Here is a 24545-nt window from a genome sequence, read left to right as displayed (position 1 = left end):
ACCGTGGCGCGGTGGTTTATCAACCTTGTCGGCCCGCCTGACCCCCGGCGTGGTGGTCTATCAACCTTGTCGGCCCGCCTGACCCCCGGCGCGGTGGTTTATCAACCTTGTCGGCCCGAATGAGGTTGCAGGGCCACCGGCCGGTGCGGATGAGGTTGCGGATCCACCGCCCCGGCCGGATGAGGTTGACAAAACCACCGCCCGGGGGAGGGTCAGGCTGCGAGGACGACGTCGTCGTTGACGACAGGCTCGTTCTCGGCCCGGCGCAGTGCCGCCCACGAGGCGACGGCTCCGGCCATGACCAGCGTTCCGGCGACGACGAGTCCGAGACGGTAGCCGCTCAGGAAGGCGTCCAGGGTAGGCCGCCGTCGCTCAGCACGGAGTCCTGGCGGCTCGTGAGGATCACGCCGATGACCGTGATGCCGAGCAGACCGGCGAGCTCGCGTGAGGTGTTGAAGACACCCGAGGCAACTCCGGCTTGGTCCTGCGGCATGATGCCGAGCACCGTCGCGGTCAGCGGGATCGTCAGTCCGCCGCCGATGCCAATCGCGATGAACGAGGGCATGAGGTCGAGCATCGAGGCGTCCTGGCCGAAGAAGGCCACCGACGTGATCGCGACCCCCATGATGCCCATGCCGAAGCTGACCGAGCGGTGCGCGCCGAAGCGTCGGGCGACTCCTTCGGACGTGGCTGCCGCGACGGCCATGCAGAGCGCCATCGGCACGAACGTCAGCCCGGCCTTGGTGGGGGAGAAGCCCAGGACGCCTTGCAGGTACAGCGAGGTGAAGAAGTAGATGCCGAACAGGCCGAATGCCCACAGCATCAGCGAGGCCAGGGCGCCCGAGAACACGCGGTCGCGGAACAGCCCGAGGTCGACCATGGGGTGCTCGATGCGGCGCTCGACGGTCACGAACCAGGCGGCGGTCACGACAGCGATCGCGAGCGCGGTGACGATCGGCGCCGACGTCCAGCCGCGTCCGGTGCCCTCGATCAGGGCGAAGGTCAGGGTCGACAGCGAGATGGTCGAGGCGACGAGTCCCCAGAGGTCGAGTCGGCGATCGACCGGATCGCGCGACTCCGAGATGGCCCAGACGGCCAACGCTGCGGTGACGATGCCCAGCGGCACGTTGATGAAGAAGATCCACTCCCAGGCGACGTGCTCGCTCAGGACTCCGCCGAGCAGAGGACCGGCGGCGAGGGCGAGGGCGCTGACAGCGCCCCAGATGCCGACCGCGACGTTGCGCTCTCGCTTGTCGGTGAACGTCGCCGAGATGATCGCGAGTGTCGTGGGCGTCAGCAGTGCAGCGCCGACGCCTTGGACCGCGCGACCAGCGATCAGCGTCTCGACGTTGCCGGACAGGCCAGCGGCGAACGAGGCGGCGGTGAAGATGCCGAGCCCGATCAGGAAGATGCGACGACGTCCGACGAGGTCGGCAAGACGTCCACCCACGAGCATCAGGCCGGCGAAGGTCAGGATGTACGAGCTGACGATCCATTCCATCCCAGCGGTGGTGAGGCCGAGGTCTTGCTCGATGGCGGGCAGGGCGACGTTGATGATGTTGTTGTCGAGGTAGGTCATGAACGTCGCGAGCGCGACGGCCACGAGTGCCCAAATATTTCTGCGGTCGTCCATGACCACTCCTTTACGTTGTAAATGTACAACGTAAAGGAAGCATATATGCCGTATAGTTGTCAACGTGAAGACGAAGAACTCCTTGAATCCCGACGTCGTCGTGGCCACCGCGCTGCGCATCGTCGACGAGCAGGGACTCGATGCGTTGACGGTCCGCAGAGTCGCCGACGAGTTCGGCGTGACGCCCATGGCGCTGTACTGGCACTTCTCCAACAAGGAGGCGCTGCTCGATGCGGTCGGCGATGCGGTCGTGGCGGGGTTGGCGCTGCCCGACCCGGCGCTCGACCTCGAGGCTTACCTCGGTGAGGCCATGACGTCGCTCGTCGACGTGCTGCGGTCCCATCCGCATGCGACGCCGCTGGTTCCTGCGCGGCTGCTGCTGACCGAGGCCGGTCGCGAGCTCACCGAGTGCACCCTCGACAAGCTCGTCGGGGCAGGCTTCCCGATCGACAAGGCCTCCGCTGTGGCGCACTACGCGCTGATGATCGCGCTGACGTTGGTGGTGGGCGAGCCCGGTGCGGAGACGTCCGTCAAGCCCGACGAGCGCGACGAGGCGCACGAGGCCAAGCTCGCGCTGCTGCTGTCGCTGTCAGACGACCGTTACCCGCGGCTGCGGGCTGCTGCCCCGTCGATGGTCGTGTGCGGCGACTCCGACGACTACTACGAGACCGCGATCGAGATCTTCGTCAAGGGCGTCATGACGCAAGTGAGCCCAGATTCGGCGGGTTGATTCCGCCAAACCTGGGCTCAGGAGCGATGCGGGGGCTGAGCCCGCCACATCGTGGGGCTACAAGCGATCAGGCCATGGGGTCGACCACGGCGTGGTCGTCCAGCGACGTGGTGAGCTTCGTCAGGTGGTAGCGACCGTCGCCGAGCAGGTGATCGATCGCGGTGAGCCGGCTCGTGTAGTGGCCGACGCTGTACTCGGCGGTCATGCCGATCCCGCCGTGCAGCTGGATCGCTTCCTGGCCGATGTGGCGACCGGCCTTGCTGACCTGCAGCTTGGACCGGGACGCAGCCTCGATCGCGTCGTCGGCCGATCCGCCGTCGAGCAGGACCAGCGTCGCCCACGTGACGGTGCTGCGAGCCAGCTCGAGCGACACGTACATGTCGGCCGCACGGAACGTCAGCGCCTGGAACGTCATGAGCGGGACGCCGAACTGCTTGCGCGTCTTGAGGTACTCCGTCGTGGTCTCCAGGGCAGTCTGCATCGCGCCGACCGACTCGTGACCGTACGCGACCTGAGCCTCCGCGATCACGGCGGGCAATGACGCCGGACTGGTTGGCCCCCGCCTCGCCGAGCGGCACTGCGGGCGTGCTGTCGAAGGCGACGTGAGCCGCCCGGCCACCGTCGAACGTCGTGTACGACGTGCGTGTCAGGCCGGCGGCGTCAGGCTGGACGAGGAAGAGCCCGGTCCCGCCGGTCACCGCTGCGCTGACGATCAGCAGGTCGGCACGCGCGCCGCCGAGAACCGGCTCCTTGACGCCGGTCAGGGTCCAGTCGCCGCCCGACGTGGATGCCGTGACACCGCTCGCTGACTCGTTGTAGCGGGCGCGGGGCTCGGTGTGCGCGAAGGCCGGAACCAGCGTGCCCTCGGCCAGCGAGCCGATGATCTCGGCGCGCTGCTCGGCAGTGCCGGCCGCCGCGACGAGACCGCCGGCGAGGACGACTGCCTCGACATACGGCTCAGGAGCGATGACGCGCCCGATCTCCTCGGCCACGATCGACACCTCGACCGGCCCGGCACCGAAGCCGCCGTCCTCCTCGGCGAACGGCAGCCCGAGGGCGCCCATCTCGGCGAGCCGCTGCCACGTCTTCTCGTCCCAGCCCGGATCGGTCTTGGTGACCTCTCGCCGGGTCTCGGAGGAGTCGTACGCCTTCGACAGCAGCGATCGCACGGCGTCGCGAAGCGCTGTCTGCTCTGCATCGAGTGTGAAATCCATGTCAGCCCCTCAGTCCCAGGATCGTGCCGGCGATGATCTGTCGTTGCACCTCGTTGGAGCCGCCATAGATCGACGCCTTGCGGAAGTTCAGGTAGTTGGGTGTCGCGACCCGCGCGAGGTCGGGGACGTCCGATCCGTCGCCGGCACCGGTCGCCAACGCGTTCGGTCCGGCCAGGTCGACCCACAGCTCGGTGACGGCCTGCTGCAGGACGGTGCCCTGCAGCTTCAGCACCGACGAAGCCGGGTGGGGCTTGCCGTCGGCCGAGTGTGCGACGACACGCAGTGCCGTGAGCTCGAGTGCCAGCAGGTCGTTCTCGAGCTCGACGAAGCGGGTCGAGATCAACGGATCGTCGAGCAGTGAGCTGCCGCCCTCGCCGGCTGTCCGGGCGAAGTCCTTGGCCCGGCTCAGCGACCGCTTGGTCGAGCCGACGGGGGCGACGCCGACTCGTTCGTTGCCGAGCAGGAACTTGGCGTAGTCCCAGCCCTTGTTCTCCTCGCCGACGAGGTTGCCGACCGGCACCCGGACGTTGTCGAAGAAGACCTCGTTGACCTCGTGCCCGCCGTCGATCAGCTCGATCGGACGGACGGTCAGACCCGGGGACGTCATGTCGATCAGCAAGAAGGAGATGCCGGCCTGCTTCTTGGCCTCGGGATCGGTGCGGACGAGCGTGAAGATCCAGTCGCCGTACTGACCGAGGGTCGTCCACGTCTTCTGGCCGTTGACGACGTACTCGTCGCCTTCGCGGACCGCGGTCGTCCGCAGCGAGGCGAGATCGGATCCGGCGTCGGGCTCGGAGAAGCCCTGCGACCACCAGATGTCGAGGTTCGCGGTCTTGGGCAGGAAGCGTTCCTTGATCTCCTGCGAGCCGAATGCCGCGATGACGGGGCCGACCATGGAGGCGTTGAACGCCAGCGGCGGCATGACGTCGGCGAGCTGCATCTCCTCGTGCCAGATGTGGCGCTGCAGCGGCGTCCAGTCCTTGCCGCCCCACTCGACGGGCCAGTTGGGCACCGCGATGCCGGCGGCATTCATCGCCTGCATCGAGGCGACGATCTGCTCCTTGGAGAGCTCGCGTCGCGCGGCGATCGTGTCGCGCACGTCCTGGGGAATCTTGGTGGTGAAGAACTCACGCATTTCCGCACGGAAAGCGACGTCTTCGTCTGACAACTGCAGTCTCATGGGTCTCCTAGGGGATGCCTACTGGCGCGTAACTTGTCTATCACCTCTGCAACTACTTGCACACGGTACCCGGGTCGTCCTCGGATCCCAGAAGCACCGCGAGCAGCGAGACCACCTGCCGCTTCAGGTCGGCGGCGGCGGTGAGCTCGCCGTTGAAGTGAGCCAGCAAGGCCTGCTGGAACAGCCCGTCGAAGGTGGCGTAGGCGACAGCGCGGTCGACCAGCACGTGCTGGTCGCGCAGCTCGGCGAAGCGCGAGAGGATGCGCCAGATCATGTCTTCCAGCAGTCGGTTGACCTCGAGCACGTCGCGGCGCAGCTCCTCGTCGAACTGGCTCTGGTTGCGCAGGTCGTACCAGAGGCGGTGCATCGCGTCGTCGTGCACGAGCGTCTCGCCGAGCTTGTCGAGGAAGCGGTGACCGAGCTCGGCCGAGGTGGTCGCCGTGTCGATGATCTCGTCGTAGCGGGTCGCGCACTGCGTCTTGTAGTGACGGACGCCGTGGGCAATGAGGTCGGTCTTGTCGCGGAAGTAGTAGTGCACGACGCCGTGCGAGAAATCGGAGTTGTCGGCGATGTTCCGCAGGCTCGTCCGGGCGTATCCCAGCTCGCCGAGCGTCATCAGAGCCGACTCTGCCAGCTGTGCGCGCCGCGCAGCGGTCTTTCCGGACGACGGACGTCCCACCCGTTTCCCCTGGATGCCGGTCACCTGCTCAGCGTACGTCAGGTATTTTCGCCGCGGCAGATGTCGCGGAGGAGCGGTTTTTCAGCGTCGCTTGGCCCGAGCGCGGAGCGGGCCGACCAGTCGGGGACCGGCCAGTCGTTGCTCGAGGCGTCGAGCCTCACGGCGCACGGGCTGGGCGATGAACTCGCCGAGGATGACACCGGCGGCCAGGGAGATCGCGATCGCCGCAGCAGTGATCATCGCGAGGATGCCGGCCAGATCGTTCTCGGCGAGCAGTGAGAGTCCGCGGTAGATCGACAGGCCCGGCAGCAACGGGACGATGCACGAGACGACGAGCACCAGCGGCGGCACCCGGCACCACGTCGCGGCGGTGAAGCCGACCATGCCGATGAAGATCGCCGCCACGGCGGCCGACCACGCGCGGCCGACATCGTGCTCGTTGAGCAACAGGTAGATCGTCGACGCCGCGCCTGAGATGGCCGCGATCGGCAGCAACGTGCGGCCCGGGGCGTACGAGGCGTACGCGAAGGCCGCGGCGGCCACGGCGGCACCGGCGATCATGAGCGGCAGCCGAGCCAGGCCGATGACGCCAGGGTCGAGGGCGATGTTGACGCCCAGCAGCCGGCCGATCGTCAGCCCGCCGCTGACGCCGACGATGATGCCCGCCGTCGAGATCATCACCTCGAGGACGCGCGCCGTCGCCGTGACGTAGAAGCCCGTCAAGGCGTCCTGGATCGCGCCGATGAAGCCAAGACCCGCCAACAGCATCACGATGCTCGCCGTGATGACCTGGGAAGGGTCGACGTCGACGTCAGCGGCCTGGGTCGCGACGGCCAGCAGCGTCGCGAACATGCCTCCGGCCGTCTGCGCGTAGAAGAAGGGCAGCCGCCGGCGGGCGAGCTTGCGCTGGATGACCTCGATGCCACACGCCGCGAAGGCCGCGATGACGGCCACGACCCAGCCGCCACCGAGCAGCACCGCGACACCTGCACCCATCAGCGCCCAAGCCGACGTGACCGCCCAGCGTGGGGTGTGGTGGCCTGTCGACACGATCCGGGCCACCCGGGTGCGCGCCTCGTCGATGTCGATCCGGTCGGCCAGCAGGTCGGCGACGATCTGGTCGACGTTGGTCAGGTCCTCGAAATCGGTGTCGCGATGCGTCACGTGCCGCACCACGGTGTGCGCGGGCAGGTCGTACGCCGACTGGTAGGAGATCTCCAGCTTGGTGAACGTGACGTCGACCATCGCCTGACGCAGCCCCAGATGGTGGGTGATGGACGACATCGTCGCGGTGACGTCGGCGGCCCCTGCGCCGTTCGACAGCAGCATCTCGCCCACGCGCAGGGCCAGGTCGAGGGTGCGGTGCACGGTAGGGCTGTCAGTCACACCCCCCACTATGGAGGCGAACCGGTGAGAAGCAATCCCGCCGGTACGCGCAGGGGCGTACGCTCGCCGTGACGTTCTTGCAATGACGGAGGCAATCGCATGGTCACGTGGGTATCCGACGAGCTCGGCGGCGACTACGAGCAGCACACCATCGCGTTGGGTGACGACCCCGACGGCGAAGGGACGATCGAGGCGACGCTGGTCCGTCGGACTCCGCCCGAGACGGTCGAGGCCGCCGTGCTCTACGTGCACGGGTTCAGCGACTACTTCTTCCAGACCGAGATGGCCGACTTCTTCACCGAGCGCGGGTTCGCCTTCTACGCGCTCGACCTGCGCAAGTGCGGGCGTTCGCGTCGCCCCGGTCAGATGGGCCACTACGTCTCCGACCTCGCCCTGTACGACCGCGAGCTCGACGAGTCGTTGAAGATCATCCGTGCCGAGACCGGCGGCAAGCCCCTGCTGCTGTCGGCGCACTCGACTGGCGGGCTGATCCTGCCGTTGTGGCTCGATCGGCTCAACCGACGTCCCGGTGGCTCAAAGGGGGCCGGCATCGCGGGCCTCGTGCTGAACAGCCCGTGGTTCGATCTGCAGGGCAAGCCATGGATGCGCACGATCGGCACGAAAGCGATCGAGGCGATCGCCAGGGTCAGGCCCAAGGACATCATCAAGCTTCCGCCATCCGATGCGTACGGCACGAGCCTGCACGTCAGCGCGCATGGCGAGTGGGAGTTCAACACGGTCTACAAGCCGCTCAACGGCTTCCCCGTCTCGTACGGCTGGCTGACCGCCGTGCGGCGTGGACAGGCGCAGCTCCACCGGGGCCTCGACATCGGCGTCCCCTCGTTGGTCCTGCGCTCCACCAAGAGCAAGTTCGCGAGCGCGTACTCCCCAGAGGTCGACGACGCCGACGCGGTGCTCGACGTCCGGCAGATCGCCCGCTGGGCCGGATGCCTCGGCGACGCGACGACCGTCGTGCCGATCGAGGGCGCACGCCATGACGTCTTCATCTCCAAGGACGAGGCCCGCAAAGCCTCCTACCAGGCTGTCGACACGTGGCTGCGGGCATCGAGATTGCTCGCGACGTAGGCAGTGTCGGCCACGGTCGATAGTCTCTACGGTGTGGATGCTCCCCTCGCTCTGTACCGCCGCTACCGGCCCGAGACCTTTGCCGAGGTGATCGGTCAGGAGCATGTCACCGACCCGCTGCGACATGCTCTGGCCGGCAACCGGGTCAACCATGCCTACCTGTTCTCGGGACCGCGCGGCTGTGGCAAGACCACCAGCGCGCGCATCCTCGCGCGGGCGCTCAACTGCGAGAAGGCCCCCATCGCCGATCCGTGCGGCGAGTGCCAGTCGTGCCGCGACCTGGCGCGCGGCGGGCCGGGCAGCATCGACGTCATCGAGATCGATGCGGCCAGCCACGGCGGTGTCGACGATGCGCGCGACCTGCGCGAGCGGGCGTTCTTCGCGCCGGTCAACAGCCGCTACAAGGTCTACATCATCGACGAGGCCCACATGGTCTCCCCGCAGGGCTTCAACGCCCTGCTCAAGCTCGTCGAAGAGCCGCCGCCGCACCTGAAGTTCATCTTCGCCACGACCGAGCCCGACAAGGTCATCGGCACGATCCGCTCCCGCACGCACCACTACCCGTTCCGGCTCGTGCCGCCGAAGGCGCTTGGCGACTACTTGCTGCAGCTGTGCCAGGCTGAAGGCGTCGCGCTGGCGCCGACGGCTCTGCCGCTCGTGGTGCGTGCCGGTCAGGGCTCGGTGCGAGACACGTTGAGCGTCCTCGACCAGCTGCTCGGCGGCGCGGGCCCCGACGGCGTGACCTACGACCTGGCCGTCGCGCTGCTCGGCTACACGCCCGACTCGCTGCTCGACGAGGCCATCGACGCCTTCGCCGCCAGTGACGGCTCGACTGTCTTCGGCGTCGTCGACAAGGTCATCGAGACCGGTCAAGACCCCCGCCGGTTCGCCGAAGACCTGCTGCAGCGGCTGCGTGACCTGGTGATCGTCGCGGCTGTGCCCGACGCCCTCGACAAGGGACTGCTCGACGTCCCCGGTGACCGGGCCGAACGCCTCGTGGCCCAGGCCAACGGCTTCGGGCCGTCCGAGCTGACCCGCGCCGCCGACATCGTCAACGCGGCGCTGATGGAGTTCCGCGGCGCGACGGCCCCGCGGCTCCTGCTCGAGCTGATGTGCGCACGCATCCTGGTTCCCGGCGCCGACAACTCGACGCAGGGCTTCCAGGCCCGGCTCGACCGGGTCGAACGTCGCCTGTCGATGGGTGGGGTCGAGTCCGTCCCGGCCCCGGTCCTTACGACAAGCTCGAGGAGCGAGGCCCCGCAGGCTGAGCCGAGCCTGCCGCCTGAGCCGGCCCCATCGGTGGAGCCTGTCGAAGTCCCGCCGGTCGAGCCGAGTCCGCCGGTCGAGCGTGCCGCGCCGGTCGAGCCGAGTCCGCCGGTCGAGCCGACTCCGCCGGTTGAGCCTGCTCCGCCGATCCAGCAGGCAGGCCCGAGGGTCGAGGCCGCGGCCCCGCCCGGCACCATGACGATCGCCGACGTGCGACGCCTGTGGCCCGAGATCCTCGACAAGATCCGCGACATGCGGCGGTTCGCCTGGATCATGCTCAGCCAGAACGCCCAGGTCATGGGTCTCGACGGAAACGTCCTGACCATCGCGCTGGTCAACGCCGGCGCACGTGACTCCTTCGTCAACAGCGGATCAGCCGAGTACGTCCAGAAGGCCCTGCAAGAGGTACTGGGCGTCACCTGGCGGATCGAGGCGATCGTCGACCCGAGTGCGCGTCCGGGTGTTCCCGACGTGCAGGAGGCTCCGCCCGAGTCGATGCCACCGCCTCAGGCTCCGCCGCCGTCCGCGCCGGTCGCCGTCCCCGACTCGGTGCGTCAGGCGATGCGGGAGCAGCACTCGCCCGAGACGCGGGAGAATCCCGACGACTCCGCTGACCGCAATGATCCGGTCGTCGACTTCGAGGTCGTCGATCCCGAGCTGCTCCTGAGTCGTGAGCTGGGAGCTCAGGTCATTGACGAGACCCCGCACGGGTGAGCTGATCCGGCGTCGGCTCGACTGCGATGCCGATCCGCTCGACGTGCTGCGTCGCTTTCGGGGCCGTGACCGGCTGGTCGCGCTGATCGGCGCCTGGCACCACGGCGAGGCGTTGATCGCCTTCGACCCGATCGAGGTGCTCGACGGTGATCCGTTCGACGGCATCGATCTCGATCCGTCTCCGCCCGAGGTTGCCGGGTTCGGCGGAGGGTGGATCGGTGCCTGGGGCTACCAGCTGGGACGGTTGATAGAAGATCTTCCGCCGGCCCCCCGCCGCCCCGGCCCGCAGCCCGATCATCGTCTGGCGTTCTACGACCACGTGCTCCGACTGACCGACGGGGTCTGGTGGTTCGAGTCGCTGAACCGCGACGAGCAGCGCGACGAGCAGATCCTGGCGAACTTGGCAGGAGCAGCTGAGCCTGCGCAGTCGTACGACGTCGGCACGTTCGAGATGACACCCTCGCCCGACGAGCATCGGGCAGCCTTGCAAGCGGTCCTCGAGCACATTCGGGCTGGCGACATCTTCCAGGCCAATCTGTGCACGCGGCTCGAGGCGCCGTTCGAGGGTGACCCGCTCGACGTCTTCTGTGCCGGGGTGCAGCGTCTTCGTCCGGCGTACGCCGCCTACGTGTCGAGCCCTGAGGGTGCGCTCGTGAGCCTGTCGCCCGGCTGTTCCTGCGTCGCACCGGTGACGAGGTGCTGAGCTCGCCGATCAAGGGCACCGCACCGCTCGACAGCGATCCGGCCGGCTCGTCGCATCGGCCAAGAACCGGGCCGAGAACATCATGATCGTCGACCTCATGCGCAATGACCTGGGTCGGGTCAGTGTGCCGGGCTCGGTGCGGGTGCCCGCGATCAACCGGGCCGAGAAGCACGCGGTCTGGCACCTGGTCTCTGACGTCGTGGGACACCTGGGACGAGGTGTGCGCGACTCCGACCTGTTGCGGGCCACGTTCCCGCCGGGGTCGGTGACGGGCGCGCCGAAGGTGCGGGCGATGGAGATCATCAACCAGCTCGAGGCCACGGGACGTGAGGCCTACACCGGGGCCATCGGCCATGTCAGCCCTGCCGCTGGGCTCGAGCTCAACGTCGTGATCCGGACCTTCGAGTTCTCGTCCAGCGGCGCAGGACCAGCGATCGACACGGTGTGGTTGGGCGTCGGCGGCGGGGTCGTGGCCGACTCGACCCCCCAGGGCGAGTACGCCGAGTGCCTGGTCAAGGCCCGTCCCTTGATCGAGGCGATCGGCGGACGGCTCGGCCTGGTCGCCGAGCCGTCGCCCGACGTGGCGAAGGTCGTGGCGAGCCCGCCGCACGTGGCGACGGTCGACGAGGCGCAGGGCATCTTCGACACGATGCTGGTGGTCGACGGGGTTGTCGCCGATCTCGACGCGCACCTGGCCCGGCTCGATGCGAGCGTCCGGGCGGTCTACGGCAGCACGATCAGGGCTGGTCTCGACGACGCGGTGATGCGCCGGGCCGCCGGCCTGGTGGGGCGATACCGACTGCGCGTCGACGCGGTTCCGACCGGTACCGACGTGACCGTGACGATGTCGACCCGTCCGATCGGCGATGACGTCGCTCAGTGGACGCTCACGCCGCGGATCCTCTCGGCGGGGCTCGGCCAGCACAAGTGGATCGACCGGGGAGCGTGCGGCACGACGGCCCAGCCGATGACGACCTGGTGCTGATCGCCGATGACGGCTCGCTGCTCGAAACGGCCCGAGCCAACATCTTCCTCGTCCACGACGACGGTGTCCTGACGCCGGCTGCTGACGGCCGGATCCTGCCGGGGGTCATGCGGTCACGCATCATCGAGACGCTGCGCGACGTCGGCATCCCGGTGTTCCAACGCCGTCTGACGGTGGCTGATCTGGCGTCAGCCACCGAGGTTTTCGTGACCAACTCGCTGCGCGGCGTCGTGCCGATCGTCTCGTGCGGCGGCGTCGGCACCTGGCCGGTCGGTCGGACGACGTCCTGGCTGCGCTCCCTCGTCCTGGGCGGTGCAGCAGCGTCCACGGCGTCTGCCCAGCTCGACGCCAGCGCACCGCCGACGGGGGTGAGTGCCCGCGCCAAGGTGCTGTTCATCGACAACTACGACTCCTTCGTCTACAACCTCGTGCAGTACGTCGGCGAGCTCGGCGCCTCGGCCGAGGTGGTCCGCAACGATGCCGTGACGGTCGACGGCTGGTGGCGGCCCGACGTCGCGGTGACTTCACCCACCTGATCGTCTCGCCGGGTCCGGGGACGCCCGCTGATGCCGGCATCAGCATGGAGGCGATTCGCCAGCTCGGGCCGACGACCCCGACCTTGGGGGTGTGTCTTGGTCATCAGGCGATCGGCGAGGTCTACGGCGCGACGGTCGTGCGAGCCGACGAGGTCGTGCACGGCAAGCCGTCCTTGATCCACCACGACGGGCAGGGGGTCTTCGCCTGGCTGCCGACCCCGATGGTCTGCGCGCGCTATCACTCGTTGGTGATCGATCCGACGTCCTTGCCTGCTCAGCTCGAGGCCACGGCGCACACGGCCTCAGGAGTCGTCATGGGCGTCCGGCACCGCACGCATCCCGTCGAGGGCGTGCAGATGCATCCAGAGTCGATCCTGACGACCCGGGGTCACGAGATGCTCCAGAACTTCTTGTCCCGCTCGCCCGAGGGCTATGGACTTAGCGAGTAGGTACTCGCTATGTTGAGTCCATCTTGGATGTGACGGAGGCCACATGAGCGAGCTCGACCTGGTGATCAGCGGCGGAACGTACTTCAACGGCTCGGGTGCACCAGGCCGACTCGCCCACGTCGGCGTCAAGGACGGCAAGGTGGTCGCCGTCAGCGCCGATCCGCTGGTAGTCGGCCCCGGCACCCGCGTCGTCGATGCGACCGGACAGTGGGTCATGCCCGGATTCGTCGACGCCCACACCCACTACGACGCCGAGGTGCAGGTCGCGCCAGGACTCAACGAGTCGGTGCGGCACGGTGTGACCACGGTCTTCGTCGGCAACTGCTCGATCTCGGCGGTCTACTCCTCGGCGCTCGACGTCGCCGACCTGTTCAGCCGTGTCGAGGCGCTGCCGCGCGAGCACGTCTTGGCATCGATGACCGAGGCCAAGACGTGGAACACCCCGCAGGGCTGGGTCGACGCCCTCGAACAGCTGCCGCTCGGCCCGCACATTGCCTCGTTCGTCGGCCATTCCGACGTCCGAGCCAGCGTCATGGGGATGGGCCGCGCGACCGATCCGGAGCACAAGGCGACCAGGGCCGAGCAGGGCGAGATCGAACGGCGCCTCGAAGATGCGCTGGACGCCGGATTCTTGGGCGTCTCGACCATGACGAACCCGTGGGACAAGCTCGACGGCGACCGTTACCGGTCACGCTCCTTGCCGTCGACCTATGCGAGCTGGAAGGAGTTCCGTGGCGTCAGCCGCGTGCTGCGGCGACGCAATCGTGTGCTGCAGGGCGTCCCCAACCTGAACAAGAAGTACGACGTCGCGTTCTACCTCGCCACCTCGACCGGCCTGGGCCGCAAGTCGTTGCGGGTGTCGTTGCTGTCTGCCGCCGACACCAAGGCTGAGCCGTGGGTGCGCCACATCTTCGCGCCGCTGGCGTTCATCGCGAACTCGCTGGGTCGCGGACGATTCACGTGGCAGCACCTGCCGACGACGTTCCGGGTGTGGGCCGACGGGATCGACCTGGTCGTGTTCGAAGAGTTTGGCTCCGGCCGTGAGGCGCTGCACCTGAGGGAGGAGATGGGTCGCAACGGCTGCTCAGCGACGAGTCGTACCGCCGATGGTTCCGGCGCGACTTCGACAAGCGCTTCTCGCCGCGGGTCTGGCACCGTGACTTCGACGACGCCGAGATCACCGAGTGCCCCGACGAGTCGCTGATCGGCATGATGATCGGCCAGGTCGCACGCGATCGTGGGGTGCACCCCGTCGACTGCTATCTCGACCTCGTCGTCGAGCACGGCACCCGGCTGCGCTGGACCACCGGTATCGCCAACACCCGCCCCGAGGTCCAGGACAAGCCGCATCAACGCCGCTGGCGTCACGATCGGCTTCTCCGATGCCGGCGCGCACCTGCGCAACATGGCGTTCTACAACTTCGGTGTGCGGCTGCTGAACCGAGTCCACCAGGCCCAGTCGAAGCCGCGTCCGTTCATGACGGTCGAGAAGGCAGTCCACAAGCTGACCGGCGAGCTAGGCGACTTCTACGGCATCGACGCCGGACGGATCGAGGTCGGCGACCGGGCAGACATCGTCGTGATCGACCCGGCCGGCCTGAGCGATGCCGTTGACGGTTATCACGAGGCGCCGATCGCCGAGTTCGGCCACATGAGCCGAATGGTCAACCGCAACGACGAGGCCGTGGCGGCGACGATCGTGTCGGGTGAGCTGGTCTTCCGGCGCGGAGAGTTCGTGGACGGTTTCGGTCGCACGCTCGGCACCGGGCGGTTCCTGCGAGCCGGCGAAGCGCGCGGAACTGTCGCACCGGTCCGTCGCCTCGATCAGACGGTGGCAGACTTGGCGCTGTGACGACACCCCCTCGCCGCACCCAGGCAGCACGCCGCGAGGCCACGGTCACCGCAGTAGTCGAAGCCACCGTCGACGCCCTCGGTGAGATCGGGTACGCGAGGACGACGACCAACGAGATCGCCCGCCGGGCCGGCATCTCACAAGGCGGGCTGTTCCGGCACTTCGAGTCGCGCCTCGACGTCATCGTCGCCGCCGCCGACGGGGTGCGGGCGCGCCAGCTGGTCGACTTTCGCGCAGCGTTGGAGCAGATGACGCAGTTCGACCTCGCCGAGGTCATCCGGCTGCTGCGCCGTGCGACCAGGGCACCGATCAACGCGGCCTGGTACGAGCTGCTCGTCGCGGCTCGCACCGATGCCGATCTGCACGTGCGTCTGGCACCCATGGTGGCCCGGTACCACGACGAGATCATCGAGCTCGGCCGCGCGCTGCCGCTGTCCACGACGATGTCCGAGGTCGAGCTCGACACCATGATCCTGGGCGTCGTGCACCTGCTCGACGGTGAAGCGCTCGCGGCGACGCTCCACCCCCCACCCTGAGCAGGAAGACCTCCGCATCGAGCAGCCTGTCCGCATCCTGGAGGGGCAGCCGTTGTTCGAGGCGTCAGCCGGGGGCGAGTCGGGCGCACCGCCCCAGACCTGACGGCATACCCTGAACACCTATGTATGACGGTGTGATTCAGGATCTGATCGATGAGCTCGGCAATTGCCCGGCATCGGTCCCAAGAGCGCGCAACGCATCGCGTTCCACCTGCTCGACGCCGACCCCGAAGACGTCCGACGATTCGCCGCAACCCTGCTCGAGGTCAAGGCCAAGGTCCACTTCTGCTCGACCTGCGGAAACGTCACGGTCGACACCGAGTGCCGGATCTGCGCCGATCCTCGCCGCGATCCTGCCGTGCTGTGCGTCGTCGAAGAGTCCAAGGACGTCGTCGCGATCGAGCGGACCCGCGAGTTCCGCGGCCGCTATCACGTCCTGGGCGGGGCCATCTCGCCGATTGCCGGCGTCGGGCCCGACCAGCTGCGCATCAAAGAGCTGCTCCAGCGGCTGCAAGATGGCGCCGTCACCGAGGTCATCATCGCGACCGACCCCAACCTCGAGGGCGAGGCCACCGCGACCTACTTGATCCGGATGCTGTCGCCGTACGGCCTGCGCGTCAGCAAGCTGGCCAGCGGCCTGCCGGTCGGCGGCGACCTCGAGTACGCCGACGGCTGACCCTGGGACGTGCCTTCGAGGGTCGGACCACGATCGGCTCGGCTGTCACCCGCAGCTGACCGCATCTCGATGTCCATCGGCAGGATCGCTGGTATGTCGGTACGACCCAACCGCTAGACTCAGGTGAGCGCAGCGTCGCGCATTCGTACGTCACCACCAGGTAGGACAGAACCGTGGGCATTGTCGTCCAGAAGTACGGTGGCTCCTCGGTCGCCGACGCCACCAGCGTCAAGAGGGTCGCCCAACGCATCGTCGCCACCAAGAAGGCCGGTCACGACGTCGTCGTCGTGGTCTCCGCGATGGGCGACACGACCGATGATCTGATCGATCTCGCCAACCAGGTCTCGCCGCTGCCCGCAGCGCGCGAGCTCGACATGCTGCTGACCGCCGGTGAGCGGATCAGCATGGCTGTCCTGGCCATGGCGATCGGCAACCTCGGCCAGGAGGCGCGCTCGTTCACCGGCTCGCAGGCCGGTGTCATCACCGACTCCGAGCACGGCCGGGCCAAGATCATCGACGTCACCCCCAGCCGCATCGAGGCTGCCCTCGAAGAAGGCGCAGTCGCGATCGTCGCGGGCTTCCAGGGCGTGTCGCAGACGACCAAGGACATCACGACGCTGGGTCGCGGCGGCTCCGACACGACCGCTGTCGCCCTGGCCGCGGCGCTCAACGCCGACGTGTGCGAGATCTACACCGATGTCGACGGCATCTTCACCGCCGATCCTCGGATCGTGCCGAACGCCCGACAGATCCCGCGCATCTCCTACGAGGAGATGCTCGAGATGGCCGCCAACGGCGCCAAGATCCTGCACCTGCGCTGCGTCGAGTACGCCCGCCGCAACGACATGCCGATCCACGTTCGGTCGTCGTTCTCCGACAAGACAGGCACCTGGGTCGTCAAGGCCGAGGACGTCATCCAGCAAGACCGCACCGATGAAGGGGGCACTGTGGAACAGGCCATCATTTCCGGCGTCGCACACGATCGCAGCGAATCGAAGATCACGGTCGTCGGCGTGCCCGACAAGATCGGTTTCGCAGCTGCAATCCTGCAGGCCCTGGCCGATGCGCAGATCAACATCGACATGGTCGTCCAGAACGTGTCTGCCGCTGCGACGAACCTGACCGACATCTCGTTCACGCTGCCGCGCGACGACGGACAGACCGCGATGACGGCGCTGGCCCGGCTCAAGGACGAGGTCGGCTACGAGCGTCTGCAGTACGACGACAGCGTCGGCAAGGTCTCGATCGTCGGTGCGGGCATGCGCTCCGAGCCCGGTATCACTGCGAAGTTCTTCCGCGCGCTGGCCGATGTCGGTGTCAACATCGAGATGATCTCGACGTCGGAGATCCGCATCTCGGTCGTCGTGGCAGAGGCGCACGTCGATGCTGCGGTCAATGCTGCCCACGCAGCGTTCGATCTCGGCACAGACGAGGTCGAGGCCGTTGTGTACGGAGGTACCGGACGATGACCTGTCTGGCAGTGGTCGGCGCGACTGGTCAGGTCGGCGTCGCGATGCGCAGCATCCTCGAGGAGCGCAACTTCCCGGCCGACAAGGTCCGCTTCTTCGCGTCCCCGCGCTCGGCCGGCAAGACCCTGCCGTTCCGCGGCGAGGAGATCGTCATCGAGGACGCCGACGTCGCCGATCTCTCCGGCATCGACATCGCCCTGTTCTCCGCCGGCGCCACGACGTCGCGCGCCCAGGTGCCGCGGTTCGCCGAGGCTGGCGCCATGGTCGTCGACAACTCGTCGGCGTTCCGCAAAGATCCCGAGATCCCGCTGATCGTCAGCGAGGTCAACCCCGAGGACATCGCGCTCGCGCACCGTCGCATCATCGCCAACCCCAACTGCACGACGATGGCTGCGATGCCGGTGCTCAAGCCGTTGCACGACGAGGCCGGGTTGGTTCGACTGGTCGTCAGCACCTACCAGGCCGTCTCGGGTTCCGGCATCGCCGGCGTCCGCGAGCTGCACGGACAGGCGTCGGCGGTCATCGACAAGGCAGACGCGCTGGCCTACGACGGAAATGCTGTGACGTTCCCCGATCCGGCCGTCTACGTCGCACCGATCGCGTTCAACGTCCTGCCGATGGCCGGATCGGTCGTCGACGACGGCTCGTTCGAGACCGACGAGGAGCAGAAGCTTCCGCAACGAGTCGCGCAAGATCCTGCACATCCCCGAGCTGCGCGTCTCGGGCACCTGCGTGCGTGTGCCGGTGTTCACGGGCCACTCGTTGTCGATCAACGTCGAGTTCGCCAGCGAGCTGACCGTCGCTCGTGCGACTAGCTGCTCGCGGCTGCGCCCGGCGTGCAGCTCGTCGATGTCCCGACACCGTTGCAGGCTGCGGGAGCCGACCCGAGCCTGGTCGGTCGCATCCGCCAAGACTCCAGCGTCGACGGCAGCCGTGGGCTCACGCTGTTCGTCAGCGGCGACAACCTCCGCAAGGGTGCGGCGCTCAACACGATCCAGATCGCCGAGCTGCTCGTCTGACCCACCCCGGACGTCATCACATCAGTACGTGCGTCAGCGCGTTCGTGATGACGTCCCGGGGGCTTCAGTCGATCTCGGCGGGGGGTGCGCTCGGCCAGGTCGATCAGCCAGTGCGCGAGGGTGTACGAGGCGAGGCTGAGCGTCGGGATGATCACGACGGCTGCGGCGGTCTGTGCGGGCTCGAGGAACAGGCCGAGGATCGCCACGACGGTCACCACGACGCCCAGGAGGCTCGTCAGTCGACCGGAGCGAGCGCCGAAGCCAGCCAGCAAGGCGCTGCCGAGCCACCAGGCGATCAGCGCGATCACGATGAACGCGAGGCCGCCCCAGAGTCCGCCGCCGGTGGCCACGCCGCGCACCTGCTCGAAGACCTGCAGCGAGGCGTAGCCGAGGACCACGGCAACCAGCCCGACGACCGCCCCCGTGACGACCGTCGCGAGGTAGATGTTGATGTGCGGCAGCCGCCACGCCGCCACGGCTCGAGCGCTGCTGCTCAGGCGGGCCCACGCGGCGCCTGAGCCGTCGCGGACGGCATCGGCGACGACCCACCAGCCATCGCTGACCCGGTGTCCGGCGGCCTGGAGCCTTGCGCCCACGTCGAGGCGGGGGCGCTCAGGCGGCGGCTTGGGTGCAACGGCGACCTTGGCGGTCGCTGTCTTGGGGCTGGCGACCTTGGCCTTGGGGGTCGGCTTGGTCGCTGTCGCGACTGGGCGCCCATAGCGCACCGTCGGTGCAGGTTCGGTCGGCGCGGCAGGGCGGACGACGGTCTTCTTGACCACCCGTTTGACGACCCGTTTAGCGGGCTCTCGCTCCTCGACCATACGCACAGTTTGTCACAGGGTGCCCCAGGTCACATGTCCTGGTTTCGCGGTCAGGCGCGTCCTTCATCTGACAGGATCTGCCAGAACGCCCGCGGGCGTTGCCTTACTGATTCGAGGAAAGACGACGCATGAAGAAGTTCGCCATCCCTGTTGCTGCGGCCCTGATCTTGTCGCTGGTCAGTCTTGGAACCGCGCCAGCGAGCTGATGCGGAGGAGAACAGCTACTTCGCGGACGGCTTCACGGTGTCGAACCGTGAGTTCTTCCCGATCGTCAAGGACGGCTTCAAGGACACAGTGACGATCTCGACCTACGACGCCCTGGACTACTCCGATGTCACCGCCACGGTCTACAGCTCTCGTGGTTCGCAGGTGCGACAGCTCAGCGGCCGGTCCAAGTGCGCGGACGAGGATTGCGAAGAGAGCGTCCTGTCCTTCACCTGGAACGGCAAGAAGGCGAACGGCAAGAAGGCAGCGAAGGGCAAGTACCGGGTGGTGCTTCGGGGACCACGTCGGTCCGTGGCCCCGACGACAGCTGGATCGAGCAGCCCGTCATGGCGACGGAGCCGGTGACTGTCGCTCATCGTTACCTCAATCGCACGATCGTCAAGGAGAAGAGCGGAACCGCGACCAGCAGCCGCAAGAAGGGCAAGGGTTGCTATTTCGACACGTACAGGAAGTGGCTCGAGATGGCATGTGAGGACGGGACGTCTGCCAAGGCGACCTGGACGTTCAAGCTGCCTGCCAATGCCAAGCAGGTCCGCGGTGACCTCTACGGTGAACAGGGCTACAGCCGTGCGGGCAAGACCAGCCTCACGGGCAAGCGGATCGGCAAGAAGAAGTACCGGATCACGCTCAAGATCACCAAGTGGCGCCAGGAATTCGTCGAGGTCGCGCAGGTGACGTACAAGACTCGCGTCAAGTCGTGAGACGAAGAAACTCCCGGATCTGTTGTCACAGATCCGGGAGTTTCACCTTGTCGGGCTGACAGGATTTGAACCTGCGGCCTCGTCGTCCCGAACGACGCGCGCTACCAGCTGCGCCACAGCCCGACGCTCCCTACAAGAGGGAACTGGAAGAGTCTATCCCAGTGAGGTTGAGCAGTGTTGCCTCGGGGCGGCATGCGAAGCGAACCGGGGTGAACGGCGAGGTTCCGAGGCCTGCCGAGACGTGCAGCCAGGACGGATCATGGTCGCCGACCTGGTGCCGGTGAAGGCCGCGAGCGCGGGCGCGATCGAGGTCGCAGTTGGTCACGAGCGCGCCGTAGAACGGGAGGCGGAGCTGGCCGCCGTGGGTGTGCCCGGCCATGATCAGCGGGTAGCCGAGCGAGTTCCAGCGGTCGAGCACACGTAGGTACGGCGCATGGGCGACGCCGATCGCGAGGTCGGCGTCGGGATCGGCCGGCTCGTCGTCGAGGACGTCGTACTCCAGGTGGGGGTCGTCGACGCCGACGAAGGCGAGCTGGCGACCGGCGATCTCGAGAGTGCCATGCCGATTGCTCAGATCGGTCCAGCCGCGTTGGCTGAATGCTGAGCGGAGCTCGTCGAAGGGCAGGTCCTTCTGACGCTGCCAGTCGCCGCCGCTGCTGACCCCCGTACCGCCCTTGAGATAGTGCATGGGGTTCTTGAGCACCGGCGAGAAGTAGTCGTTGGAGCCGAAGACGAACACACCGGGCAGATCGAGCAGATCGCCGTAGGCGCGCAGCACCGAGGGAACCGCGTCGAGGTGCGCGAGGTTGTCGCCGGTGTTGACGACGAGGTCGGGTGCCAGGTCGGCCAGGCCGCGCAGCCACTGCTGCTTGCGGTGTTGCCTGGGCGTCATGTGGGTGTCGGACAGGTGCAGGACGCGCAGCGGTGCCGAGCCGGGTGCGAGGACTGGCACCGTCACGTGGCGCACCGTGAAGGCCTGCGCTTCCACGGTTGCGTAGGCCAGACCTGCTGTTGCGGCGGCGGCAGACCAGAGGAGGGGGCGCATGTCTCCAGCATGTCATCCGACTGGTGGGACACTGGTGGCATGTCAGCTCTCAAGGATCAGCTCCACTCAGACCTCACGACCTCGATGAAGGCGCGTGATGCGTTGCGGACGTCCGTCCTCCGCATGGTGCTCACGTCGATCACGAATGCCGAGGTGTCCGGCAAGGAGGTCCGTGAGCTGACCGACGAGGACGTCCTGACAGTGCTGGGCGCCGAGGCCAAGAGGCGGCGCGAGGCGGCGACGGCCTTTGCCGAGGGCAATCGTCCTGAGCTCGCGGAGAAGGAGACGGCCGAGGCCGCGATCCTTGCGGAGTACCTCCCCGCTCAGCTGACGGCCGACGAGATCGCTGCGGTGGTGACGGCTGCGGTCGATGCTGCCGGGGCGGCAGGCCAGGGGATGAAGGCCATGGGCAAGGTCATGGGCATCGTGTCGCCGCAGGTCAAGGGCAAGGCCGACGGCGGTGCGGTCGCTGCGGAGGTCAAGCGCCAGCTCGGCGCCTGACGCACGTGGCGTGACCTGTGTCTCAGAGCAGGTCTCGAGCGTCACAAATCGTTTCACTTAGGTTAGCCTCAGTTTAGTAATACTGAGCTCTCAGAAATGGTGAACACGCGATGCCGAGAACGTCCGGCGCTCCTGCTGGCCCACAGTCCCACCACAGATGGACCACTCGGCGGCGATATCTCGCCTTCGCGGTCGCCTGCCTCGTGGTGCTGGCAGGCTTCCAGGCCACCTCCGCCGTGGCGGCGTCATCCAAGCCGATCAAGATCACCAAGATCAGCAGCACCGTGTCCGCAGCCAGGCAGGTTCCGGCCCGGTTGTCGTGCACCAGCAAGCAGCGCTGCCGGGGCACGGTGCAGGTCACCGTGGCCGGCGTCAAGAACGCCAAGAAGAAGATCTCGGTGGCCGGCAAGCACCGCAAGACCGTCACGCTGCGCCTGACCGCGCGGCAGACCAAGGTCATCGCTGCCTCGAAGGGCTCTCAGCGTGCTGCTCGCGTCGTGGTGCGGCTGACCAAGCCCCGCAAGGTGACGGTCGCCAAGAACGCCACGCTGCGGGTCAAGGTCGTCAAGCCCTCCGTCCCTGACGACGGCGGCCATCACGGCCACACCGACCCGGTCTACTCCCGCGCCTACCTGAACTCCTGGAAGCCGTCCGTCCACGAGCAGAATGCGACCGGCTGCACCGTCGCCGAGCACAACAGCTACGCCGTGACAGGGGTCGACGGCAAGCTCTACCCGGGCTGGCACCCCGCCGTGCACACCCGAAGTGATGGCTCGACGTGCACCTTCGGTCACGAGCACGGCGACGATCCGCGAGCATCGACGATCTACGACTGGGTCGTCAGCGAGCTCAAGAAGCAGAACCCCGCCGCGAACGGCCTCCCGTTCGGCTACGGCTCCGAACAGCTGTCGATCTATGCGGAGGCGACAGGCTCCAGCGTGCACCGGCACGAGGACGACCCCGGCCACAAGGTCATCGTCTCGAACGACCAGCAGATGGGCCAGGAGTTCCGCGATGCGAACGGCACGACCCGCAAGCTCGTGTGCGACATCCTGACCAAGTCGCACCAAGGCTCCTGGTCGTCGGACGCGACCAAGAACAACGTCCATGAGCCGTGTACGCCGTGAGGTGCAATGACGGCACCGAGGTGCTGTCGACCACGATGAGCAGCTACGGCAACGCCAACCAGCTGCACGCGTCGTGCACCCGCCCGTTCAACAGCACGCAGACGTCCGCAGAGGCGGTGACCACGATCGGCTCGAACCTGCCCGACGGCCAAGGCGGCATGCGGATCATCCCGACGAAGGACTGCCTCGAGCAGTACGTCAAGAACGGCGCGGCCGGCGGCACCGGCGTGCAGGACGACCTGCGCGGCAGCCCGGTCGCGGGCGCCAGCGGCTGGTGGTGGGCCGGCTACGAGCAGTGGCAGTCGTACAACTCGATCACCGACACGACGGGTCAGGAGATCGCCCGCTACGAGCCGTGGTTCGGCATCCAGAACCCCGCTCGCTACTACGCCGGCAACGGATCGACCGACACCGTGATCGGCTACCTCAACGACCTGGCTTGGGAGGACGGCAACCAGCAGGCCTGGACTCCGTGGGCCGAGCAGCGCGCCGCGAGCCCCGACGAACCGGTCGACGAGAAGTCGCCAGACTCGTGGTTCGACGGCACGATCAGGGATGCCTGGCTGGCCAAGACGCTGGTGAAGAACCAGGGAGGCAGCCGGGTCCTGTACGCCGACCCGTGGGGCAAGAACGCCCAGACCAAGCCCTTCACCGGATCGGTCCGGCTCGTCGTGAGCGCCAGCGACAACAGCGGCTGGATCAAGAGCACCCGGCCGTCGACGACGCGCCGGTTCCTGCACACCGACGAAGGTCTCACGCGCAACGGGGCCTCCGGCGAGAAGGCGCTCGGCTTCTTCTACGACTACGGCGTCAGCAACGGGCAGGACGCCCGGGTGCACGCGCCGAACTGACCAGCACCACACCCAGCAAGAACCACAGCGCAGGCACGGTCGACCATCGGTTGCCCGTGGTCCCTGCCTGCCATTTTCGGGGCACGACGAAAGGAAACGACCATGACCATCGACGACGTACACGCAGCAGACGAGGTGAGGGCAGCATCACGGCGGCGCAGGATCGCACTCGTCGCGGCCGCCATGCTCACGGTCTCCCTGGGCGCGGGTGGTCCCGCGGCAGCAGATCCGGAGCCGCTCGCCTCGACCGAGGTCGCCTTCACCCAGGTGTCCGCAGGAGCGACCCACGGAGTCGCCGTCGGCAGGGACGGCAAGGCGTACTCGTGGGGCTACAACATCCAAGGACGTCTCGGCGACGGGACCGGCGAGAGCCGTCTCTCGCCGGTCGCCGTCGACGCAGCCGACCTGAAGCTCGACCAGGTGTCTGCGGCGCTGTCGCACAGCCTCGCGCTGACGACCGACGGCACGGTGTACGCCTGGGGTGCAGGTTCGCAGGGCAAGCTCGGCGACGGCGCGGTCGTCGACCGGCTCTCACCGGTGAGGGTGCAGATCCCCGACACCGAGCAGGTCGTGTCGGTCGATGCCGGCAAGTACCACTCGCTCGCGCTGACCGATGACGGGGACATCTACGCCTGGGGCGCCGGAAGCCAAGGACAGCTCGGCAACAATGCCAAGGTGGACGTCTCGGTCCCGGTCAAGACGCAGCGGCCCGACGGGGTCGCGTTCGTGCAGGTCTCGGCCGGGGAGCAGAACTCGTCGGCGATCGGCGACAACGGTGTCGTCTACTCGTGGGGCTACAACAACCGTGGACAGCTCGGCACCGGCAGCACGACCGCCGTGTCGGTCCCACCCCCGTGACGTTCCCGGAGGGCGTGAAGATCATCGACGTCTCGGCAGGCGAAGGGCACACCGTCGCGACCGCCGAGGACGGCACTGCCTACGCGTGGGGCTACAACAACAACGGGCAGCTGGGCAACAGCAGCACTGTGAGCTCATCGGTCCCGGTGCAGGTGAGCACGCCTGACGGGGTCGAGCTCACCTCGGTCGATGCGGGACGCTACTTCTCGGTCGCCACCTCGAAGGATGGCCGGGCCTTTGCCTGGGGCACCAACCGCCTGGGACACCTGGGCAACGGCCAGGGCGGTACCGGCGTGCTCTCGT

The 24545-nt window shown here is 67.6% G+C and carries 22 protein-coding genes, 1 tRNA gene and 6 pseudogenes; 21 read left to right on the top strand and 8 right to left on the bottom strand.

Going from position 1 to position 24545, the window contains the following annotated elements; all coding sequences use genetic code 11:
• Positions 1–340: 340 nt before the first annotated feature.
• Positions 341–1633, bottom strand: a complete 1293-nt coding sequence (locus tag ACHMWU_RS24080) for an MFS transporter (protein ID WP_396047830.1) — start codon at positions 1631–1633, stop codon at positions 341–343.
• An 82-nt stretch (positions 1634–1715) separates the two neighbouring features.
• Here ACHMWU_RS24080 and ACHMWU_RS24075 point away from each other — a divergent pair, with 82 nt between their 5' ends.
• Positions 1716–2363, top strand: a complete 648-nt coding sequence (locus ACHMWU_RS24075) for a TetR/AcrR family transcriptional regulator (protein ID WP_396047828.1) — start codon at positions 1716–1718, stop codon at positions 2361–2363.
• 67 nt (positions 2364–2430) lie between these two features.
• Here ACHMWU_RS24075 and ACHMWU_RS24070 read toward each other — a convergent pair whose 3' ends face one another.
• The 5 genes and pseudogenes from ACHMWU_RS24070 to ACHMWU_RS24050 all read right to left on the bottom strand — a co-directional run bounded on the left by ACHMWU_RS24070 (position 2431) and on the right by ACHMWU_RS24050 (position 6822).
• Positions 2431–2844, bottom strand: a complete 414-nt coding sequence (locus tag ACHMWU_RS24070; RefSeq protein ID WP_396049194.1) for an acyl-CoA dehydrogenase family protein — start codon at positions 2842–2844, stop codon at positions 2431–2433.
• 439 nt (positions 2845–3283) lie between these two features.
• Positions 3284–3577 (bottom strand): annotated as a pseudogene (locus tag ACHMWU_RS24065) (acyl-CoA dehydrogenase family protein); the annotation flags it as partial.
• Between the two features lies 1 nt (position 3578).
• Positions 3579–4745, bottom strand: a complete 1167-nt coding sequence (locus ACHMWU_RS24060) for an acyl-CoA dehydrogenase family protein (protein ID WP_396047826.1) — start codon at positions 4743–4745, stop codon at positions 3579–3581.
• A gap of 64 nt (positions 4746–4809) precedes the next feature.
• Entirely contained in the window at positions 4810–5460 is a 651-nt protein-coding gene (locus ACHMWU_RS24055) for a TetR/AcrR family transcriptional regulator (protein ID WP_396047824.1), read from the bottom strand.
• A gap of 57 nt (positions 5461–5517) precedes the next feature.
• Positions 5518–6822, bottom strand: a complete 1305-nt coding sequence (locus tag ACHMWU_RS24050) for a threonine/serine exporter ThrE family protein (protein WP_396047822.1) — start codon at positions 6820–6822, stop codon at positions 5518–5520.
• A 99-nt stretch (positions 6823–6921) separates the two neighbouring features.
• Between ACHMWU_RS24050 and ACHMWU_RS24045 the strand changes: the two genes are divergently transcribed.
• The 15 genes and pseudogenes from ACHMWU_RS24045 (at position 6922) to ACHMWU_RS23975 (ending at position 19860) form a co-directional block, all read left to right on the top strand.
• Complete coding sequence (locus ACHMWU_RS24045) at positions 6922–7908, top strand: alpha/beta hydrolase (protein ID WP_396047820.1); 987 nt, start codon at positions 6922–6924, stop codon at positions 7906–7908.
• A gap of 3 nt (positions 7909–7911) precedes the next feature.
• Positions 7912–9888: a DNA polymerase III subunit gamma and tau gene (locus ACHMWU_RS24040; RefSeq protein ID WP_396047818.1), complete on the top strand. Its 1977-nt coding sequence runs from the start codon at positions 7912–7914 to the stop codon at positions 9886–9888.
• Positions 9866–10591 carry a chorismate-binding protein gene (locus ACHMWU_RS24035; protein WP_396047816.1) on the top strand — a complete coding sequence of 242 codons (726 nt, stop codon included), beginning with the start codon at positions 9866–9868 and terminating at the stop codon, positions 10589–10591. Before ACHMWU_RS24040 ends, ACHMWU_RS24035 begins: the two co-directional genes overlap by 23 nt.
• A gap of 82 nt (positions 10592–10673) precedes the next feature.
• Positions 10674–11576, top strand: coding sequence for a chorismate-binding protein (locus ACHMWU_RS24030; protein ID WP_396047814.1), 903 nt, complete (start codon positions 10674–10676; stop codon positions 11574–11576).
• A pseudogene (locus tag ACHMWU_RS24025) lies at positions 11471–11764 on the top strand (aminotransferase class IV); the annotation flags it as partial. The gene ACHMWU_RS24030 and the pseudogene ACHMWU_RS24025, both read left to right, overlap by 106 nt.
• 198 nt (positions 11765–11962) lie before the next feature.
• A pseudogene (locus tag ACHMWU_RS24020) lies at positions 11963–12561 on the top strand (anthranilate synthase component II).
• A 43-nt stretch (positions 12562–12604) separates the two neighbouring features.
• Positions 12605–13765: an amidohydrolase family protein gene (locus ACHMWU_RS24015; RefSeq protein ID WP_396047812.1), complete on the top strand. Its 1161-nt coding sequence runs from the start codon at positions 12605–12607 to the stop codon at positions 13763–13765.
• Positions 13766–13798: 33 nt separating this feature from the next.
• Positions 13799–14413: an amidohydrolase family protein gene (locus ACHMWU_RS24010; RefSeq protein ID WP_396047810.1), complete on the top strand. Its 615-nt coding sequence runs from the start codon at positions 13799–13801 to the stop codon at positions 14411–14413.
• Positions 14410–14949, top strand: coding sequence for a TetR/AcrR family transcriptional regulator (locus ACHMWU_RS24005; protein ID WP_396047808.1), 540 nt, complete (start codon positions 14410–14412; stop codon positions 14947–14949). The genes ACHMWU_RS24010 and ACHMWU_RS24005 overlap by 4 nt, the downstream gene beginning before the upstream one ends.
• 122 nt (positions 14950–15071) lie before the next feature.
• Positions 15072–15684: pseudogene (gene recR / locus ACHMWU_RS24000) on the top strand (recombination mediator RecR).
• 114 nt (positions 15685–15798) lie between these two features.
• Positions 15799–17094: an aspartate kinase gene (locus ACHMWU_RS23995; protein WP_396047806.1), complete on the top strand. Its 1296-nt coding sequence runs from the start codon at positions 15799–15801 to the stop codon at positions 17092–17094.
• Positions 17091–18113 (top strand): annotated as a pseudogene (locus ACHMWU_RS23990) (aspartate-semialdehyde dehydrogenase). The gene ACHMWU_RS23995 and the pseudogene ACHMWU_RS23990 overlap by 4 nt, the downstream one beginning before the upstream one ends.
• 47 nt (positions 18114–18160) lie before the next feature.
• Entirely contained in the window at positions 18161–18631 is a 471-nt protein-coding gene (locus ACHMWU_RS23985) for a hypothetical protein (protein ID WP_396047804.1), read from the top strand.
• A 486-nt stretch (positions 18632–19117) separates the two neighbouring features.
• Positions 19118–19504, top strand: coding sequence for a hypothetical protein (locus ACHMWU_RS23980; RefSeq protein ID WP_396047802.1), 387 nt, complete (start codon positions 19118–19120; stop codon positions 19502–19504).
• The gene (locus ACHMWU_RS23975) at positions 19486–19860 is read left to right on the top strand and encodes a hypothetical protein (RefSeq protein WP_396047800.1); all 375 of its coding nucleotides are present in this window, start codon (positions 19486–19488) and stop codon (positions 19858–19860) included. The genes ACHMWU_RS23980 and ACHMWU_RS23975 overlap by 19 nt, the downstream gene beginning before the upstream one ends.
• A gap of 50 nt (positions 19861–19910) precedes the next feature.
• Here ACHMWU_RS23975 and ACHMWU_RS23970 read toward each other — a convergent pair.
• Positions 19911–19983 (bottom strand) — tRNA-Pro (locus tag ACHMWU_RS23970).
• A gap of 7 nt (positions 19984–19990) precedes the next feature.
• Complete coding sequence (locus ACHMWU_RS23965) at positions 19991–20905, bottom strand: metallophosphoesterase (RefSeq protein ID WP_396047798.1); 915 nt, start codon at positions 20903–20905, stop codon at positions 19991–19993.
• 39 nt (positions 20906–20944) lie between these two features.
• Here ACHMWU_RS23965 and ACHMWU_RS23960 point away from each other — a divergent pair, with 39 nt between their 5' ends.
• From ACHMWU_RS23960 to ACHMWU_RS23940, 5 genes and pseudogenes are all read left to right on the top strand, one after another.
• Positions 20945–21406, top strand: a complete 462-nt coding sequence (locus ACHMWU_RS23960) for a GatB/YqeY domain-containing protein (protein ID WP_396047796.1) — start codon at positions 20945–20947, stop codon at positions 21404–21406.
• Positions 21407–21516: 110 nt separating this feature from the next.
• Positions 21517–22533 (top strand): hypothetical protein, encoded by a 1017-nt coding sequence (locus tag ACHMWU_RS23955; RefSeq protein WP_396047794.1) that lies wholly within the window; start codon positions 21517–21519, stop codon positions 22531–22533.
• Positions 22530–23384 (top strand): hypothetical protein, encoded by an 855-nt coding sequence (locus ACHMWU_RS23950; protein WP_396047792.1) that lies wholly within the window; start codon positions 22530–22532, stop codon positions 23382–23384. Before ACHMWU_RS23955 ends, ACHMWU_RS23950 begins: the two co-directional genes overlap by 4 nt.
• A gap of 102 nt (positions 23385–23486) precedes the next feature.
• Positions 23487–24242 (top strand): RCC1 domain-containing protein, encoded by a 756-nt coding sequence (locus ACHMWU_RS23945; RefSeq protein WP_396047790.1) that lies wholly within the window; start codon positions 23487–23489, stop codon positions 24240–24242.
• Positions 24173–24493 (top strand): annotated as a pseudogene (locus ACHMWU_RS23940) (hypothetical protein); the annotation flags it as partial. The gene ACHMWU_RS23945 and the pseudogene ACHMWU_RS23940, both read left to right, overlap by 70 nt.
• Positions 24494–24545: the final 52 nt, after the last annotated feature.

Source organism: Aeromicrobium sp. UC242_57, assembly GCF_044452305.1.
In the GTDB taxonomy this organism is placed as follows: Bacteria; Actinomycetota; Actinomycetes; order Propionibacteriales; family Nocardioidaceae; genus Aeromicrobium.
This window is presented reverse-complemented; position numbering and strand designations above follow the sequence as displayed.